This is a genomic window from Pelobacter seleniigenes DSM 18267 (assembly GCF_000711225.1).
Classification (GTDB): Bacteria; Desulfobacterota; Desulfuromonadia; order Desulfuromonadales; family Geopsychrobacteraceae; genus Seleniibacterium; species Seleniibacterium seleniigenes.
In genome coordinates this window covers 610029-626122 of record NZ_JOMG01000004.1, presented here as the reverse complement: position 1 = coordinate 626122, position 16094 = coordinate 610029, and the positions used below count along the sequence as shown (strand labels likewise).

The following is a 16094-nucleotide window of genomic DNA, read 5'->3' as shown; positions in this document are numbered from 1 at the left end:
ATTATTAAAAACAGATAGTTTTTAAGATATGCGTATTTTAGATAAAAAATAATCAACAACTTTTTTTTCAGGACCATCATTAGACCCAAAGATGACCCAAAGGCAAATTTCCATAATTAAATAAAAGCCAGCACCACCAATTACCAATACAGACAACAAAAAGTATTCAGAAATATTCAATTCAAAACTTATAAACCATCTCAGTAAAAAAGCCATTAAAAGAGATCCAAGCAAAGGCTTAATAAAAATATTAAAAAAATCTACAAAAGAATAAGAAAGGTATTTGCACAGAACAAAACTATACGTTATAAAAACAAAAAGTGATGAAAAAAGAGCTGCCTGTGCTGCACCAACGACACCATTATATTTTACTCCAACAATAAAAAGAGGAATAAATAAGAGAACTCTTGCCAGTGAAATAAAAGTAGTAATTTTAGGTTTCCCTGTTGCTAAAAAAACATATCCAGAATTAGAATTTAAAGCGAACAGCATACTGGCCAATGCCAAGTAAACAATCACGTGCTCCATCCCCACCCACTTATCACCAAAGAAGCAAGAAACAAAAATTTTCGAAACTGATGCTAGGCCAATTCCCGCGGGCAAAACCCAAATAGCGATACTCCCCATTACGCCACGATACAACTCTTTAAGTTGTTCAGGATCTTTGGCCACAATTGAATAGCCCGGATAAGACGCCCGATTAACACTCGAAACAAGTTCAGAAGACGCCATATTAGATATTTCAGTAGAGATTGAAAAGAGCCCAACAGCACTAGGGTTTATCATTTTCCCAATAACAAGCTCTGGAGATTTTGTATTTAAAAATTGAATAACATTGTTAAAAAACAACCATTTAGAAAAATTAAAGAGATCATTGATTTTACTAAAAGAAATTCTTGGCCTAAAAGAGCTCATAATATAACTGACAACGACGATAGAAAACTTCCAAACCAAACTACCAATAATAAGAGCCCAATAATTTTTAAAAGTAATTGCCAAAGCAATAGTACAAAAAAAACTAATTATTTTTGGTATTATCTGAAGTATAAACTCCTTATGGAAAGTCAAATTTTTCCTAAAATCAACAACACCTATATTAGAAAAAGAATTTATTAAAAATAAAAATGCTGTTGCAACAAGAATATATTTAATATTTTTATTATTATAAAAAATTGCAGCATAAGGGCTCAATATAATTATAAAAACAAAAGAAAATAAGCCCAAAAAAATATTCAAAGTCCAAGCTGTATTGTAATCATCCATATCTGAATCTTGCTTTTGAATAAGAACAGTATCAAAACCAAACCTAGAAAACAAATCAATCAAGGAAAATATAGACATCGCAATAGCATTGAGGCCAAAATCTTCAGGAGTCAAAAGCCGGACAAGGATTAAGGTGCTAATAACACCTAAACCTCTCATCAACATTCTTAGAGAAAGCAGCCAAATAGATCCTTTCATAATGCCTTTAGCAACATGATTCAAAAACTACATCTCCTTAAATAGTTGATAGTTCCAAAGCCTGTTCTTCAGACTGAAGCAATCGCTTCTCTTGTGACTTAACTCAATTTGTCATTCTGCCAATTTGTTCTTTTAAAATTTTCAAGAAAACTAAAAGTTCTCAGGATCACCCTGAGGTCTTAACCAATCGCAGCCATCCGAGCGTTGATTTTATCGCCCAAGACACCACACAACCAGAGATAAGTTGAAAAATATCAGATACCAAAGTTTACAATCTACTCCGAGCGGAGATGCCACAATATCAAAAAGATCAAACGCTCGTTATTCGAAAGAAATTCGTAACGAAGCCGTGAAAATGGTGACAGAGGAGGCTTAACTGCATATGAAGCATCCAACAACTCCTAAATCGATCCCTGAAAGCTGGACAGGACTCACAGAACAGGCAAACTTGGCGATATCGGCAGTGAGCAGTTCCCCTTGACCGAGATTGAGAAAGAGTTCGCTCGCGTCAACTGAGAGCGGCCCCAGCTCAAGCAGGAGCGAGATATTTTCAAAAAGGCCACCAGCTGGCTTTGACAAGGAGTCGCTGCACGATACGCGCTAATAAAACAGCTTCGCTTTGAGCATCCGACTCCTCTACTATGCTGCCTTTTGGAGCTTTCAATAAGTGGCTATTATATACCTAATTGAAACGAACAGAACCTCTCCTGGAAAAAAGAAAAACGGCTCGAACTTGAAATTATTGTGGCTCATAAAAGAGCCAAAGAAGCCTACGGCCCAGAGCGCCTAAAAGAGGACCTTACTGACCACAACATTCATGTTGGTGTTCACCAGATCAAGCGAATAGGCAGAAAGGTGGCCAGCACTGCAAGCAAATCAAAAAATCAAGAAGTTCAAGGCAACGAAAAATTCGCAATACTTAGTGACTGACCACAAGGAGCCCTCTAAACTATTTTTTTCAAGGCCGTCCCGAACCCGACATGGGACACCCATATCCCCACGGCCGAAAGCTGGCTATATCTTGCCGGCCACAAAGACCTCTATACCGGAGAAGTCATAGGCTACGCCATGGGAGAGCAAATGGCAAAGAATCTCGTCTCCCAATCTCTGTTCCGTGCCGCCGCGACCAAAAGGTTAGTGTGCTGGCTTGATCCATCATTCCAAACGCGGCAGCCAGCACTACGCGGAGGAGCTTCGCCAGCATCTCGATCAGTTCGAAATGCGAGTATCAATGAACCGGCAAGGCAACTGCTTTATAATGCGCCGACTGAAAACTTCTGGGGAATTTTCTCATGCATCACCGTCGAATACATTAGATGCGAAGCAATACAGGAGATCAGGACTTGCATGGAAGCCTTCTACAACCGGAAGCGGAAGAGGCCTGCCTATCTTTTTGCTAGCACCCATGAGAACAATATTCCAAAGAGCGGTCAGTCGGTTAATATCTTACTGTCCACTATTGACGACCGAGGTCGACCGCTTCCACCCCAAACAATCTTTGAATTTCTGATGACCAATGACGGCCTCAAGGACACTGCGCCGCTTCAGTTCCTTTTTTGATTGCCAGCATCACGTTGCACTTTTAACCGGAGAGAAACACCTGAGTTTCGCCACTCAATGACCTCGGTAAACACGATCAATATAGCAGCAATCAGGCATTGTGCCTATAAGGTCGGCGACTCTATCGGGGCCCCCTTTGAGGGCATGGCCGTCATAAGGGTTGCCCTTAAAACGCTGAGCACCAAGAATAAAGCCATCTTTGTTGGCGATACAGGGGCTAATCCTGTAACGAACTAGTATTATTTTTTTTGGAGGAGCCTTGCCTTTGTTGACACAGGTCTCATACAGTTTTTGCAGGCCATAAAACGTGTATTTGTTGTGCCACCGCTGAGACAGAAGACGGCTTCAAGGTCAGCCCCCCCCCCCCCCTGCTTGACTTGGCCTGGCTTCCGTATTACGTTCTACAAGGTAATGGATAAAATATGCGAAGCCACAGGAATACTGCCAGCAACCATTCCCCACCAAGCGGGCGACGGCCGCCCCATCGCCTTCAACGAACGCACGCTTGAGGCGGTGCAAGCCGACCATCAGTCGTGTAGGGCGATTTCTCGATATAGAGGTCCTTGAACTTTTCACGAAAGACCGACCAGTCGATCCGCTTGGCTAGAACAAATAGCGAATGCTCCCAATTGAGAATCTGGTCGAGACGGATCCGAGACAGTTCTAACTGGTTACGCTGAGCACCTCTTGGCTTCATAAAATCACCACGAAATACAAACCAATCACCCCTCTGCTTATACTTTCTCAAAGAAGACTTTTTACGAAACGCTTATCTCAGTAAGCGCAATTATATCTTAGCAATCGCAAAAGGTTTATAGCCTAGAGAGATAAGCTCTTGCGATAGCTGATTCTTGTTCAGAGTAAAGCTAACCCAAAAACACAAAATCTATAAAAAATAATTATATAAGATATACAGTTAAAACTCATACAAATAAAGTTACAAAAGACCAAAATTATTTCTAAATATCCGGTCTATTCTCTTACCAAAAAGATATGGCTTAACCTTCCAACGTAGTTTTTTAAAAAAGCTATTACGCCAACGGTCACTAAAATTATCGCCACTAGCAACAACATAGCTTACCAATCGATCAGACGTTCTTAAAAATTTAAAAGAAGGAGTTCCTTTATAAAAATTATGGATATTCATATGCCTATGCTTTGTCCAAGGAACCTCAAGCCTAAATTCAAGATCAACGGAGTTTGGAAAGTTCAAATGAGATGATTTAATGACAACAGAGGACCCACAATATTGATTAAGTTCATTCGTTATAATATATCTCTGACAGGACTCAAACAAAATATAGCCGCCATCAATCGTTAAGAAATCAAATGATCCTTTCATTTTTAATAACTTCACAAAGTCCTTATGTAATAAATCATCAGAATCCAATTGAAAAACATACTCGGGGCTGTATTTATTTATTTCCTTGAGAGCAGAAATAATTTTTAGATTTTTGTCATTAATAAGGTCTTGAGGATTGAAAAGACCATCAACTCGTTCAGGAGAAGGAAAATTAACTCTACAAAATTCAATATTCGAAGGCTTATTTTTTTCTAAAAAATCAGGAACGTCGTGGCCAGCAATAACTACAACAAAATCATGATCTGCTTGGTTATAAAGAGAGGCCAATGTTGCTTCTAAAGAGTGACAAGTAATATTCCAATCTCGTGAAACCTGCTTAGCTTTAATCGGAATAATAATTCCCAAAAACATATTGACACCTCCTCTACAGAGAAACCCATATCAACATTAGCGATAGAAATAATAGCCAATAGCCAACCAATAAAACTATACCCTCGGAGGAGGTCCCCAGAATTTGGACAGTGTGGCATAGATAGAATGCCGGACACTGACAAAGGAGAATCACCATGAATAAAATCAAGCAGAAGCGACATTCAAAATCGGCCAGCTGACAATTGATTTTTCGTCATAAACCTTCGGACGCTGAACCACGCTCAAAGGGAAAGCCTGGTCGAACCCGGCCAGGTTGCTAGCATGAATATTGCCCGGCAATGTGAGCTGTTAATCATCAGTCGATCGCACTATTACGGCGATGCGACCGGGAAAAATCCACTCAACCTGAAACCCATGCGTCTAATTGACGAGCAGTTTCTTGAGACACCTTACTAAAGAGCCCGACAAATGGCGCGACACCTGCACCGCCAGTGCTAAACTCTCGGCCGAAAGAGGGTTGCCCAGCCGATGAGGCCACTAGACCCGTCGCCAATCATCCAGAAGCCGAACATATCAAAACCGCCTCAGCAGCACAAAGACTATCCTTACATGTTGGGGGTGCTGGAAATCGACAAGCCAATCAGATCTGCTGTGCCGATGTGACCTAGTTCCCGATGCAGCGCGAGGTTCTCTATATTTCGTGTAAATTATGGACTGGCTCACCAGCAAGACTCCATCCTGCGGCATAACCATGAAGGATTTCCAACTTATTCCCGCTGCCAATTTGTCCTGCTGACTGGGGCCAGCTCTATGTTTATCATACCCCCTATGGTAGACTGCGTATATGGAAAAACCCTAAAAATTTCTGCCCCAATCTCAAGGAATGCTTACGATATCCAAATGGTAGCTTAACTAGACATGACCTTAATTTTTAATTATCATATCGACTACTTTTTTCGCGCCATATATTGACATATGGTCACTGTCAAAATACATAGATTCACCGTTTATAGTTGCATAGCAAAGCTTGGTGCCACAGAATATATCTTTAGGATCTATAATCTTAATTTTAGGGTTAAATAACGAAAGCCTGGACATAAAAGGTTTGTTTCTTTTTTTCCACCATTCGGTGGTACTTCCTAATATATTTAAAGATTCTCCTCTCTCTTTCATTATTAATCGATCAATGCTTACTGGTAGTTCTGGCGCTTGAATTACTAAGTAAACATTTTTATCAGCTTGGACAAATTTATCAGTGATTGCTATGTAATTACTAATTATTTCGTCTATTTCTTGTTCAGACTTTAATGGCGGAATGTTTGGATAATATCCATCTTGCTTCCCTGATAGATACTGATTGATCCGGTATGAAACGACGACTGATTTTATCTCTGGGGCTGTAATAATGTAGTTAACTGCCTCATTAGTCCATTTCGCACAAGGGGTTTCTGGACTCTTACCCGGATATGAAGGCCTACATCCGCTAAACGAAAAATGTCTAATCCCCTCACCGAAGGGTTCTAGTTTTTGGGCTAGGGCATATGCTAGCTCTACGGTATGGCTATCTCCAAAGGTAGCCCATGTCGTGTTATTGTTGTTGTACATGCAAGTATTTTGGGGTCTACGATAGTCTATACCGCTGGTATGGCACTCTTCTCGCTTTGGACTGGGCAGGGAAGTTGCGAACATTTTTCTTTTGTCGGGCATAACCCTGTAATCATAAAATCCATTTGTTAAATGTCCCACCACACCGATACTCATAAAACACAGACTTCCAATCCCTGTCAGAATAAATATTTTCCTCTTTGGAATCTTCTGCTTGTCTCTGAATGGTACTTCAATGTATTTCCAACTTAAATAGGCTAAAGCTATAGAGAGTAGAGACAAACCGAGAAGGGCAGCAGTGCTGGGAGCGTTAATCTGATAATGTCTAAGAAATGCAAATAAGGGCTGATGCCACAAGTAAATACTGTAGCTTAGTAAGCCTATGAACACGATCGGTTTGAGGCTAAGAAATTTTGCAGTTATTGTTGTTTTTGTTGCAGCTAATATTATGAGAGCCGTCCCTAAAGTCGGAAACAATGCATATATTCCTGGGAAGGGAGTATGGTCATCAATTTTAATTATTGATAAAACAATAAGCATGAGACCGATAAAGCTTAAGAAATTGCAAACGATTTTGTTTCTATGGATATTATTAGAACTATAGAGTAAATAGAAAGCGCTTAGTGCACCTATAGAAAGCTCCCAGATGCGAGAGGGAAGAAGGAAAAAATTTCCTAAAGGAAAATGTATCGTAGACCATTGGGCAAACAATAAACTTATTGCTCCAATTATTATGAGTGTTAAAAAAATAAAACGTTTTCTAAATACCCACAGAAGCATCAAGAGAGGTGGAAAAAACAAATAGTATTGCTCCTCGACTGCTAGGCTCCATGTATGTATCAATGGTTTTAGCTCAGAATCAACTCCAAAATAGCCACTTTCTTGCCAAAATAAAATGTTGGAAGAATAAACTGAGGTAGCTATTAAACTCTGACAAAAGTCTTTTAAACTTGCAGGTGTTAGCAGGTACCATGCAAATGGTAAACAGCATAGCATTACGAAAAAGAGAGCAGGTAATATTCTACGCGCACGTCTTTCGTAAAAATTAATTATAGAGAATTTACCTTGCTCCATGTCGGATAGGACAATAGACGTTATGAGGTACCCACTTATTACAAAAAACACATCAACTCCAACAAAACCACCTGAAAATGTTTCGAATCCAGCATGAAACAGCACAACTGGCATTACCGCAAAAGCTCGTAAGCCATCAATTTCTTTTCGATAGTTCATTTGAAAGTCCGGGTCTAGTGGTAATATATAGCGTTAATTATTGATCCGGCGAATAAATAGTCGTCCATGAAAAAATTGGATTTGGCGCTTCAGAGGCAAGAAACCTCAAAGAGCAGCCCAGCCTTAAATTTTCAAATCGTCGCGGCGGGCTGCCTGATGAATATTTTGAACTCAGCAATGCAATAGGAGCCGTCCCAGATGATTTCATTCAGGTGAATAATCTTGTCCGATTTTGAGCTACAATCCTTGTCCACGGCAGTGTTCTCCTTTTGGCTTGGGTTTGCGTTTGGCAACACAATTCTAACCTTAAGGGCACTACAGTGCCTTTCTAAAAAAGCGAAAATATTTTACGTTATTGGAAAAAATGGCTACCCTAGGACGTTCACAGCCATGTAGGCCCGATAACAAAGGTTGCCAGGACAATCAAAGAAAACCCCTGGGGCATTCTGAATGCCACTATTCTACAGTTAAGTAACTATCCTCCGGCAAAGCCGAGGCTTTATAGTCGTTCCTGCAAAAGTCGGATTTGACACTCCCGTGACCTCAACTCCGGAGTGCCGAATCAAACGTTAAACTTTCAGCTCATCGCAGCAGATTGCCAGACGATGATTTTGAACTGCTGAAGGGGTGATTTTAGCCGTTCCAGCTCTTTGAAAATAAGCCAAAAGAATGCTCGCAGGAGCTTTCTCAAGTTGAAACCACATGCGACCAGAATGGCTTCATCTTGTCGCCATCGGGTCCTTTGAGATAGTTGCGATCCATCCGGTTGTCGCTCTTCATGTGGCCGATCACCGGTTCAATGGCACTGCGTCTCTTGGACCAGCGCCACTCGCTCGGCTTCATGCTCTTCTTGCGCCGGTTCGCCAGATGAATATTGGTCTGGCCTAGCTGCTTTGGGTTGCCTCGATAGCCTTTATCAACATAGGCATGATCAGCATCCCAGCCGACAACTCGCTTCATCTGTTTCAGTGCCCCTTTGAGGGTATGACCGTCAAACGGGTTGTTGTGCAAAGCTTCGACACCGACGATCCAGTTGTCATTCGAGGTGGTCACAACCGAGACCTTGCAACCGAATTCATATTTCTTATGCGCCTTGCCTTTGCCGATGCATTCCACTTCGGGAGCATGCAGGCTGTAGAGCTTGTTCTTGTCACTGCGCTGTTGCAGCATCAACCGCTTGGCGTTTACCAAAAGTTCAGCCAGTTGCTTATCGGGCTGCGGGCAGTTTCGCAGGATATTGCGATACACGCGGCCCAAGTAGTTCTTTAGCTTTTTCTGCTCCCGCCTGGCACATCTGATCTGCCGGGCATGCGCATAGCGACTGTTCATGATCAGTGCGCGCCTGCCGAGCCGCAGGTAGCTCTGCCGTAATGGGATGCCACGATCTTTTGCAGCTTTGACCAGCAACACCCGAGCTTTGTGGTAAAGCCGAGAATCGGTTGGATAGGCAATCGCCTTTTCCTGCACCGTCGTATCGACATTAACTCGTTCCATATGACTCTGGGTCAAATGGTTCCCACGTTTAGCTGTTTCCAGCGTTTCGCGAAGCAACTGCTCTATGTGCTTCGGGCCGATCCGCTTGCGCCAACGGCCAAGAGAGGTCGGATCAACCGGCAGCTCATGGATGAAATATTCGAAACCGCAAAAGTACTGGCAATACGAATTCTCTAGCAGTCTAGCCACAATTGATTCGTCACTCTCGTTGAAGGCGTGCTTCAAATAGTACAGACCAACCATCAACCGAGTTGACTTGCCAGATCGACCTTTCTCGGAGTAGAGAACGCCGAACTTGTTATCAAAGACCGACCACTTGATCTGGTTGGCCAGCACGAACAGAGGATGATCGCGGTTCCAAATCTGATCGAGGCGAGCACGAAACAGATCGGCTTGATTTTTTTTGCGGCACTTTTGGCTTCATAAAATCACCATGTTTTAAGGGCTGAAGTACTGTTTCTGGTGATTTTAACAATTTTATACTGCAATTTTAACTAATAATTGCAGGTATTTATAATTTTTCAGGGGACGACGACCTATATCCCGATAAGGCGAGGCTTTCTTTGCCTGGTAGCGATCATGGACTGGGCAACCCGCAAGGTTCTCACCTGGCAGTTGTCCAATACCCAAGATGCCGATTTTTGTGTTGCCGTCCTTGAAGAGGCCCTGCAACGCTATGGCCGGCCCGAGATCTTTAACACCGATCGGTGCAGTCAGTTCACCAGCTATGCGTTTACCAGCATATTCAAGGATTCCGGCATCAAAATTTCGATGGACGGCAAAAATCGCTGGATGGACAATGTCATGATCGAGAGGCTCTGGCTGTCTCTCAAGTACGAATGGATCTATCTCAATGCATTCGAAACATTAAGCGAAGCGAGAGCAGGAATCGGCCGATGGATTGACCGCTACAACAGCCAGCGTCCCCATTCCAGTCTGGACGACAGAACACCATATGAGGGAAATTGGCAAAAACCCCGGCCCGATTATGTCGGTCCGGCCATCTGACTGGCGGCATAACCATGAAGGCTATCCACCTCATTCCCGCCGCCAATCTATCCTAACAAAGAGGGCCACCTCTCTATCTCTTGTGCTTCAGTAAATGGGGTCGATTCCCCCACACAAAATGGAAAAGAACCACAAAATAAGAAATGAACTATCCCTATGTTTGCAATAGAATAGTTCATTTCTTATCATTGCCAAATGCCCCCCCTTTATTAGCTGTGCTACCCCAGAAACATGGTCAGTATTTATACTTCTATATTTTGGCTTTTAAGTAAAATCCGCCTGCATACAAGCACGGTAAATCAGTAAATCAATCTACTATTTTTAAATTACCTGCAGGTTGGAGAATCTTCTGACCAGCCGAATTGATAACATATTCAATAGTTCTGATCTTCGTTAACGCTGCTGAATCACCATTCCAATCAAAATTGCCAGAGGCATAATCGCGGCATCCCGATGTACTACAAGATTTTATTGGGTTGCCATTGCTATCAAGATTCCCGACATCTTTAAATGCAAAATAGATCGTTGTGCCAGCTTTCAGTCTAGGCTCGTCAAAACTCTGGACCCTAAATGGCGCCCACGTTTCACGGTAGAATCTGTTCGGTTTCTTAAACTGACCAGCTACTGACTCTGTGATTGTAAAGCCGCCAGAATATTCTTGGACATCAATCAGAGTCGCACTATCCCAATTAGCGTTTGTAATTGGACTGAATGAATACCTTCCCTCAATCGTCAACCCAGATTTGAGATTTACGTACTTATCCATAAATGAAACTTCAAAATGCCCATCTGAATAATATCCGATGGCAGGGCTATTTAACGTCTCAAAGTTCTGAGAGGCTTCACCGGTCAAAGTTCTAAACGTTAGCTCATCAATATAATAATCAGCAGGCGTTATTGCAGTGTTGAGAGCAATATACATGTGACTAATTTTCTGGATAAAATTAGCTGAAGTAAAAGTCCTTATTGCATATCCGTCATAAGGAGTAGCACTGTCACTCGACCATCCATTATTATGTTGTGGATGATTATCAACTATAGTATGTATCCAGCCCCCACCATTGAGCCCAAAGCGGTTATAATAATGCCCAGATTGGTCATAAAGATAAGGGCCAAAGCTGATGTTCTTTGTTGGGTAATTTGCCCCGGTATCAACCGCTATGTCAGAAGGCATATAGATATAGGCAGATAATTCATCAGCCCCTGAAGCTCCGGGGAAAACAGTTGTGTGTGTGCCGTCAGTAGTAGAGAAATAAATATAAGGTTGCCCCAGGTTTTCTCCGGAATTAGGGTCACCTACATAATCAATGAAATCTTGTTTACTATATATAACAGCACCAGATCCATTCGGAAAGCTATCACTTTTCCCGCCTGTTATGTGAGCATGTAAACTGTTACCACTATGTGAAAAAATGGAAGATATATCTAAATATCCCCATGCTTCCCAGCCCAAATGAGAATTATTGTAAGTGTTCAAATATCTATAAAATTCAACGTAATTACCTGTTGAGCCAATCTCAGTCTTTGAAGTCCAACCGTCTGTACCACTACCTGTTTCGGCGTATGTAAAACTGGTATTCGATGTTCTAGAGGTACTGCTTGACGATGGTGTAATATTATCAAATTCTACGAGTGGGCCAGCTCCCAAAGCATAGGAGGCTGAAATAAAAAAAATGAGGATTGTTAGTAGGTTTTCAACAAATACAGCAGGGGTAAAAATTATTCTTTTCATTTAAAATTCTCACTTTCTAATAACGTGTTTACTACAAAACCGACCTTAAGCCCTCTCTAATAAAAGTCATTTGATCATACTACAAATGTACTTAGCATTCCATTGCCAATTTAATCGATTTTCGACTTTTTTTACAGCATTTTCCCCAAGTATCTTAAAACGCTGATGATTTTCAAATACAGCTAGCAGTCCATCGACAAGATTAGGGGTATCTTGATCGCCAAAAACGATACCATCAACGTCACTATCTATTAGATCAAGAAAATTGGGGTTGTTAGGGACAACAACAATTTTCCCTAATCCCATATATTCAACAACCTTCATCGGTGATGCATAGAATGTCGCCTTAGGGCTCACTGCGATATCAAACAGGTTGACATACTCATGAACTTTCTCATAGGCAACACGACCCGTAATCAACACTTTCTCATCCAAAGAATAACTCTTTATCAAACGTTCCAATTCACCCCTAATCGGCCCATCACCTACTATCAACAGAAAAACCTTCTCATGCTTTTCGACAACCTGCCTGAACGCCTCAAGCAAAAGATCAAGTCCATGCCAAGCACGCAGCACTCCGGTAAATCCGATGACAATATGATCTATTGGAATATCTAATTCGAGTAGCAAATCCTGATTTTTAGGATGTGGGTAAAACTTATCAGGATTAACACCGTTGGGCATGACGACAATCTTATCTTCTGGAACGCCCTGATCCAATAAATATTTTTTTAAAGGCGTCGACACAACGATGGTTTTGGTTGCATAAGTGCAGGCCAGCCTCTCAAACCAGAAAGCGAATTTCTTGAAATACAGCCTCTCGTCTGGCTGCTCGCTCCGTTCAAGAGCCAACGGTGCATTAACCTCAAGACAAAGGGGTGTCCCGGTTAATTTGGCTGCCAGAATTCCACCAATATTAAAAGTGATGTAGCGATCATAGATAAAGTTTGGTCTTAATAACAAGCACTTCCAAGTCAAAACAAGGAAAATAAAAAGAGAATAACCCATTTCGCACAGCTCGAAGACAAGACCCGGCAATCTACTTTTTATGGTAGCCAACATCCTTCCCCGACTTGTATTCTGGCTCCCCCCCCCTTTATCATTCGGATAATTTTCACCCACCGGAGCAACAACCTTAACTTCGTGACCAAGAGAGCGGAACGCGGCAATCATTTCGCGTATATGAATACCCTCGGCACCGTCTCCAAGCGTCCTGTGGTGGTAGATCAATTTCATGGTAATACTCTTTCAGATTCCAGCAGTTTCTGATACATGTTGACAACCTGTTGTGCACAGACCGCCCAGTTCCACCCCTCCATCTGGGAGGAAATCTGCTGACGATCCCAGTCAGTTTTCAATGCCTCATCAATAGAGTAATGCCAATCACCCTCCAACGGGATAATAAACCCGTTCACCTTGTCAGTAATAAGATCTGGGACGGCGCCAACGGCCGAAACAATACTGGGACAGCCGCACGCCAGAGCTTCCATGACAACATTGGGACACCCTTCTCCGGACGTTGCAAGGCAGAACAAATCGGCTGCGCAATACCATTGTACCAGTTCCGCATGGCTGAGATCATTGACAAAGAATACGTTGTCAAGACTCAGCTCGGCAACCAGTCCTTCCAATTCAGCCTTGCAGTTCCCCTCCGGATTCACGCCGCCAATGATGTAGAGCTCTATACTATGATCCTGTGCCAGCCGGGGCAATTGCCTGATCAGGTGGTGGTGACCTTTCCGGGCAATCAAAGACCCGACGGATATGATAATCTTTTTATCCCGGGGCAGGCCCAGTTGATTCCTGGCAGAAATCTGATCCCGGAAAGAAAACTGGTCGCTGTCAACACCATTAAGGATTACCTGTATTCTGGAAGCGGGAACTCCGATATCCAGAAGATCCTGCTGCAGTTCCGTGCTGAGACAGACATGCTGATCTGTGTGTTTCAGCAACCAGTCCAGCAGCTTTTTTCGCAGACTTCTCTCCTGCAGGCAAAGAGCTTCCTTGCCGCGAATGGTGACACAGCATTTTGTTCCCAAAAACCTCGCCAACAGCCATCCGGCAAGCAGGTCCGGGCAGGTCCAATGGACATCAACCAGATCGAACCGAATTTTTTTGCCAAATCTCAGGTATCCAACAACTGGCAGAACCGACAGGAAATAAAAAGCAAAGTCCAGCCACTTGAGAACCCGCGGGATGGCAAGGAATCGGGGATAATAGACCTTCAGGCCATGATACGTGGAGCTCAAATCCACGTCCTTTTTTTCACGCAACCCCGGCAGCCATTGCAGGGGAGCGATCACGGTCAATTCACAGTGACGGCTTACGGCTTTCAGTCTGTTGAAAACAAAAATCCCGTAACTGGGCTGGGTTCGGTTGGGAAACAGGTAACTCAATGCGAGAATATTCATCGGGATACCGGCGTCCTCAATTCAGGTTATGCTGCAGATGCCACTCTTCCAGGACCAACAGCTGCCATATTTCGCGGTGTCTATCGACCTTCGCCTGCTTATGGTCATCCAGTAGCCGCGCAACAGCTTCGCCTGAAAAGTATCCTCTTTGCAACGCTTTTGCGGATAACAGAGTATCGCGTGCATAATCATACAGGTCCCCACGAAACATCATCTCCAACGGTGTCGGGAAGCCCATTTTCTTTCGGTTGATGATCGTCTGCGGAATACGATTTTCAAGTATTTTTTTCAGGATATATTTGGGGTTGCGCCCCTTGAGCTTGTATTCGGATGGCAGAGTCGCTGCGTACTCAACCAACCGGTGATCAAGGAAGGGCACACGCAGCTCAATGGACGTTGCCATACTCATGCGATCGGCCTTGATGAGCAGGTCATCGACCAGCCAGGTGCGGGTATCAAAATAGAGCATCCGGCTCAGGGGATCCCAATTCCGGCTGGTCTTGAATAGTCCTTCGATAAAAAACTCAAGCTCGGAATTTCCATTCGCGGCAGTCGCCTGAAATTCCGGATGATAGAGTGCGTCTTTGGCAGAACCGTCATAGCTTGAAATACCCTTGTAACGCTCATCAAGCGGAACTTCGGCCATCTTGAGGTATTTATGCAATTTCTGAGACCGGGAAAGCCGCCGACCCAGCTTGGCCAACACCCCGGAAAGATGACTCCCGAAAACATTGCGCAGCCGTTCGATCGCTAGGTTATACCCGTAAAAATCATAACCGGCAAACAACTCGTCCGACCCCTCGCCGCTCAGGCACACAACAACCTGCTCACGGGCCAGTTTTGAAACATAGTACAGAGATATAGCGGCAGCCTCGGTCACCGGCTCATCCATATGCCTGATGTAATCAGGAATGAAGTCGACAAAACCCTGAGGAGTCATCCTGATTTCATGATGATCGGTCTGAAACCGTTGAGACACCTCCCTGGCATAGGGTGTCTCGTCGTAAGCGGGACCAAAATCGTAGGACACGGAAAAGGTTTTCAGTCCCTTAGCGGCACCGGGTGCAAGCAGGGCGACCACGGCGCTGGAATCAAGGCCACCGCTTAAAAAGACCCCAAGGGGAACGTCGCTCCGCAAACGCAAGGCAACGGAGTCCTGAAGCAGCTTGTCAATGGAATCAGCATGATCATCAAATCCAAGAGAGCGATCCTGAGTAAAATCAAGGGACCAATATGGTGCAATCCGTGGCGCTTCGCCTGGCCGACACGTCAACTTATGCCCGGGCAATAGGCGTTTCACTGACGCAAACAAGGTGTTCTCACCGGGAACATAACCAAACCCCATATAAGCGTCGATAAGGGTTGGATCCACACTGGGGGTACTGTTTTCAACAACATGAAGCGATTTGATTTCTGAGGCAAACAACAAACGGTTTCGGTCAAAGCGGTAATAAAAAGGTTTGATCCCGAGACGGTCGCGCGCAGCGAAAAGGGTTTTCTTCTGCATATCCCAAATTGCAAAAGAGAACATCCCAATGAAATGTTCGAGACAGTCCTCCCCCCAATAACCATAAGCAGCTAACAAAACTTCCGTATCGGTTGCGGTCTTGAAGGTATACCCGACAGCATTGAGCTGATTTTTCAGCTCGATGTAGTTGTAAATTTCACCATTGAAGACAATCCAGTAGCCTCCGCAGGTGGAAACCATTGGCTGCCCCCCGATTTCACGGGTATCCAGGATACTTAATCGGCGATGGGCAAGGCCAACGGTTCCATTTTCCAGAACCATATGCCCGGCTCCATCCGGGCCACGGTATTCAATAACGGAGGTCATTTGTTTAAGGATATCTGTATCGATATTCGGTTCTTGAGAAAGGATCCCGGCTATACCACACATAATTGTCAATCCACTCGC

General features: G+C 43.5%; 8 protein-coding genes and 2 pseudogenes. 2 read left to right on the top strand and 8 right to left on the bottom strand.

The features are described from left to right. Window positions 1-21: 21 nt before the first annotated feature. Complete coding sequence (locus N909_RS0119850; RefSeq protein WP_155006020.1) at window positions 22-1485, bottom strand: lipopolysaccharide biosynthesis protein; 1464 nt, start codon at window positions 1483-1485, stop codon at window positions 22-24. Window positions 1486-2541: 1056 nt separating this feature from the next. Here N909_RS0119850 and N909_RS25815 point away from each other — a divergent pair. Further along, window positions 2542-3021 (top strand): hypothetical protein, encoded by a 480-nt coding sequence (locus N909_RS25815; protein ID WP_155006019.1) that lies wholly within the window; start codon window positions 2542-2544, stop codon window positions 3019-3021. A 937-nt stretch (window positions 3022-3958) separates the two neighbouring features. On the opposite strand, the gene N909_RS0119830 is transcribed toward N909_RS25815, so the two are convergent. The 3 genes and pseudogenes from N909_RS0119830 to N909_RS24070 form a co-directional block, all read right to left on the bottom strand. Then, a complete protein-coding gene (locus N909_RS0119830; RefSeq protein ID WP_029917874.1) occupies window positions 3959-4735 on the bottom strand; it encodes a glycosyltransferase family A protein in 777 nt (258 codons plus the stop codon). A gap of 885 nt (window positions 4736-5620) precedes the next feature. Beyond that, complete coding sequence (locus N909_RS24075; RefSeq protein WP_036684172.1) at window positions 5621-7534, bottom strand: acyltransferase family protein; 1914 nt, start codon at window positions 7532-7534, stop codon at window positions 5621-5623. Window positions 7535-8111: 577 nt separating this feature from the next. Then, a pseudogene (locus N909_RS24070) lies at window positions 8112-9415 on the bottom strand (IS5 family transposase). Window positions 9416-9562: 147 nt separating this feature from the next. Between N909_RS24070 and N909_RS0119805 the strand changes: the two are divergent. After that, window positions 9563-10036: pseudogene (locus N909_RS0119805) on the top strand (transposase); the annotation flags it as partial. Window positions 10037-10343: 307 nt separating this feature from the next. Here N909_RS0119805 and N909_RS25810 read toward each other — a convergent pair. From N909_RS25810 to asnB, 4 genes are all read right to left on the bottom strand, one after another. Then, window positions 10344-11768, bottom strand: coding sequence for a hypothetical protein (locus N909_RS25810; protein ID WP_155006018.1), 1425 nt, complete (start codon window positions 11766-11768; stop codon window positions 10344-10346). Window positions 11769-11834: 66 nt separating this feature from the next. After that, the gene (locus N909_RS0119790; RefSeq protein ID WP_029917870.1) at window positions 11835-13004 is read right to left on the bottom strand and encodes a glycosyltransferase family 4 protein; all 1170 of its coding nucleotides are present in this window, start codon (window positions 13002-13004) and stop codon (window positions 11835-11837) included. Next, complete coding sequence (locus tag N909_RS0119785; protein WP_029917869.1) at window positions 13001-14179, bottom strand: glycosyltransferase; 1179 nt, start codon at window positions 14177-14179, stop codon at window positions 13001-13003. The genes N909_RS0119790 and N909_RS0119785 overlap by 4 nt, the downstream gene beginning before the upstream one ends. 16 nt (window positions 14180-14195) lie before the next feature. Beyond that, window positions 14196-16076 carry an asparagine synthase (glutamine-hydrolyzing) gene (asnB, locus tag N909_RS0119780; RefSeq protein ID WP_029917868.1) on the bottom strand — a complete coding sequence of 627 codons (1881 nt, stop codon included), beginning with the start codon at window positions 16074-16076 and terminating at the stop codon, window positions 14196-14198. Window positions 16077-16094 lie beyond the last annotated feature (18 nt).

Coding starts and splice junctions, on each gene's coding strand:
- N909_RS0119790 (WP_029917870.1), bottom strand. CDS start 13,004: ATGAAATTGATCTACCACCACAGGACGCTTGGAGACGGTGCCGAGGGT.
- N909_RS25815 (WP_155006019.1), top strand. CDS start 2,542: ATGGCAAAGAATCTCGTCTCCCAATCTCTGTTCCGTGCCGCCGCGACC.
- N909_RS0119785 (WP_029917869.1), bottom strand. CDS start 14,179: ATGAATATTCTCGCATTGAGTTACCTGTTTCCCAACCGAACCCAGCCC.
- N909_RS24075 (WP_036684172.1), bottom strand. CDS start 7,534: ATGAACTATCGAAAAGAAATTGATGGCTTACGAGCTTTTGCGGTAATG.
- asnB (WP_029917868.1), bottom strand. CDS start 16,076: ATGTGTGGTATAGCCGGGATCCTTTCTCAAGAACCGAATATCGATACA.
- N909_RS25810 (WP_155006018.1), bottom strand. CDS start 11,768: ATGAAAAGAATAATTTTTACCCCTGCTGTATTTGTTGAAAACCTACTA.
- N909_RS0119830 (WP_029917874.1), bottom strand. CDS start 4,735: ATGTTTTTGGGAATTATTATTCCGATTAAAGCTAAGCAGGTTTCACGA.